Source organism: Burkholderia sp. LMG 13014, assembly GCF_905232215.1.
Taxonomy (GTDB): domain Bacteria; phylum Pseudomonadota; class Gammaproteobacteria; order Burkholderiales; family Burkholderiaceae; genus Burkholderia.
The window spans coordinates 1-2520 of sequence record NZ_CAJNKE010000747.1 but is presented as its reverse complement, the minus strand read 5'-3'; the positions used below and the strand labels follow the sequence as shown (position 1 = coordinate 2520).

The 2520-nt window shown below is 67.9% G+C and carries 2 protein-coding genes and 1 pseudogene; 2 read left to right on the top strand and 1 reads right to left on the bottom strand.

The window, feature by feature from the left end:
* Positions 1-73 precede the first annotated feature (73 nt).
* Complete coding sequence (locus JYJ84_RS34010) at positions 74-1429, top strand: sigma-54 dependent transcriptional regulator (RefSeq protein ID WP_122946346.1); 1356 nt, start codon at positions 74-76, stop codon at positions 1427-1429.
* 100 nt (positions 1430-1529) lie between these two features.
* Here the strand turns inward: JYJ84_RS34010 and JYJ84_RS34005 are convergent, their stop codons facing one another.
* Positions 1530-2066: a TlpA disulfide reductase family protein gene (locus JYJ84_RS34005; protein ID WP_124819691.1), complete on the bottom strand. Its 537-nt coding sequence runs from the start codon at positions 2064-2066 to the stop codon at positions 1530-1532.
* Between the two features lie 160 nt (positions 2067-2226).
* Here JYJ84_RS34005 and JYJ84_RS34000 point away from each other — a divergent pair.
* Positions 2227-2520, top strand: a pseudogene (locus tag JYJ84_RS34000) (hypothetical protein); the annotation flags it as partial.

Below are 2520 nucleotides of genomic sequence, written 5' to 3'. Positions count from 1 at the left end.
ATCGGCGCATGATCGGTATCAACGACGCCGCGCGCGCTGCCGCCGCGCGGCCCGTCAGGAGCAAGTGAGTACGATGGCCAACCGGCTGCAAGTGATCTATATCGAAGACGATGCGCTCGTTCGCCGGGCAAGCGTGCAGAGCCTTCAGCTGGCGGGGTTCGACGTCGCCGGCTTCGAGTCGGCCGAAGCGGCCGAGAAGGCGATCGTCGCGGATACCGCCGGCGCGATCGTCAGCGACATCCGGCTGCCCGGCGCGAGCGGGCTCGACGTGCTCGCGCAGTGCCGCGAGCGCGTGCCCGACGTGCCCGTGATCCTCGTCACGGGGCACGGCGACATCTCGATGGCCGTGCAGGCGATGCGCGACGGCGCCTACGACTTCATCGAAAAACCGTTCGCGGCCGAGCGCCTGATCGAGACGGTGCGCCGCGCGCTCGAGCGCCGCGAGCTGGTGCTCGAGAACCATGCGCTGCGGCGCGAGCTGGCCGGGCAGAACGTCGTCGCGCCGCGCATCATCGGCCGCAGCCCCGCGATCGAGCAGGTGCGCAAGCTGATCGCGAACGTCGCGCCGACCGACGCGTCGGTGCTGATCAACGGCGACACGGGCGCCGGCAAGGAGCTGATCGCGCGCAGCCTGCACGAGCTGTCGCCGCGTCGCGACAAGCCGTTCATCGCGGTGAATTGCGGCGCGCTGCCCGAGCCGATGTTCGAGTCGGAGATGTTCGGCTACGAGCCCGGTGCGTTCACCGGTGCCGCGAAGCGCCGCGTCGGCAAGCTCGAATACGCGTCGGGCGGCACGCTGTTCCTCGATGAAATCGAAAGCATGCCGCTCGCGCTGCAGGTGAAGCTGTTGCGCGTGCTGCAGGACGGCGTGCTGGAGCGGCTCGGCTCGAACCAGCCGATCCGCGTGAATTGCCGCGTGGTGGCGGCCGCGAAGGGCGACATGAGCGAACTCGTCGCGGCCGGCACGTTCCGGCGCGACCTGCTGTACCGCCTCAACGTCGTGACGATCGCGCTGCCGCCACTCGCCGAGCGCCGCGAGGACATCGTGCCGCTGTTCGAGCACTTCATGCTCGATGCGGCCGTGCGCTATGCGCGGCCCGCGCCGGTGCTGACCGACCGGCAGCGCGCGAGCCTGATGCAGCGTGACTGGCCCGGCAACGTGCGCGAGCTGCACAACGCGGCCGACCGCTTCGTGCTCGGCGTGGCCGACATGCCGCAGGAGACGGGCGCGAGCGGCGACGAGGCCGACAACGAGCAGACGCTGAAGGAGCGCATCGAGCAATTCGAACGCGCGGTGATCGCCGAGGCGCTGAACCAGACGGGTGGCGCGGTTGCCGCGACAGCCGACCGGCTGCATGTCGGCAAGGCGACGCTGTACGAGAAGATGAAGCGCTACGGGTTGTCGGCGAAAGGCGAAAACGAGCGCTGAAAAGCAAACGGACCGCGGAACCGGGTTGCCCGGTCGTGCGGTCCGTCGTGCGGGGAAGGGCGCTGCGCGCAGCCCTTCGAGCCGGATCTTGCGGCGGCGCTCAGGCCGCGTTGCTGTCGAGCGCCTTCTTGAGCAGCGCGTCGAGTTCCGCGAACTGCGGTGCGCCGACGTAGCGCTTCAGGATCTTGCCGTCCTTGTCGACGACGAAGGTCGTCGGCGTGAGCTGCACGTTGCCGAACTGCTTCGCGACGCTGCCGTCGTCGAGCGCGACCTTGAACGGCAACTGGCGCGTCTGCGCGTAGTTCGCGACGTACATCGGCGGATCGTAGTTCATCGCGACCGCGACGAATTCCAGCCCCTGACCCTTGAAGCGATTATAGGTATCGACCATCTGCGGCATTTCCTGCATGCAGGTCGCGCAGCTCGTCGCCCAGAAGTTCACGAGATAGACCTTGCCTTTCAGGTCGCCTGCAGTCGAGACCTTCTGGCCCGACAGCAGCGTGAACGTGGCGTCCGGCACGCTGGACTTGCCGTTGAATGCGAAGAAGCCGGCGACGGCGATCGCCGCGACGACGGCGGCGGCGACGATGTAGCGGACGGGGCCGGCGCTGCGCCGGGCGGGAGGCGTGGTGTTCATCTGGTGCTCTCGGAGTCGGTCGATGACGCGGATCAATGCAAAGGACATCGAAATTCGGCGCTCATTTTAGCGCGAATGCGGCAAGCGCACTGACGGCGGCCACACATCCCGGAATTCACGTTCGGCGGATAATGCCCGTTTTGCCTGCCCGATCCACGCCATGCCGAAGGAAGTCACCGTTTCGTTGCGCCCCCATTTTCGTCCGCTGCGACACTTCGCCGCGCTCGCGTGCATGAGCGTCGCGCTGGCCGCGTGCTCGCCGTCGTACGACTGGCGCACGCTGCACAACGATGCCGGCTACACGATCGACCTGCCGGCGAAGCCGACCGTCGAGAATCAGCCGGTGGCGATCGGCGGCGTATCGATGCCGATGCGGATGCAGGCCGCTCACGTTGACGGTGCGGTGTTCGCGGTCGGCACGCTGACGCTGCCGGATGACCGCGACGACACGCGC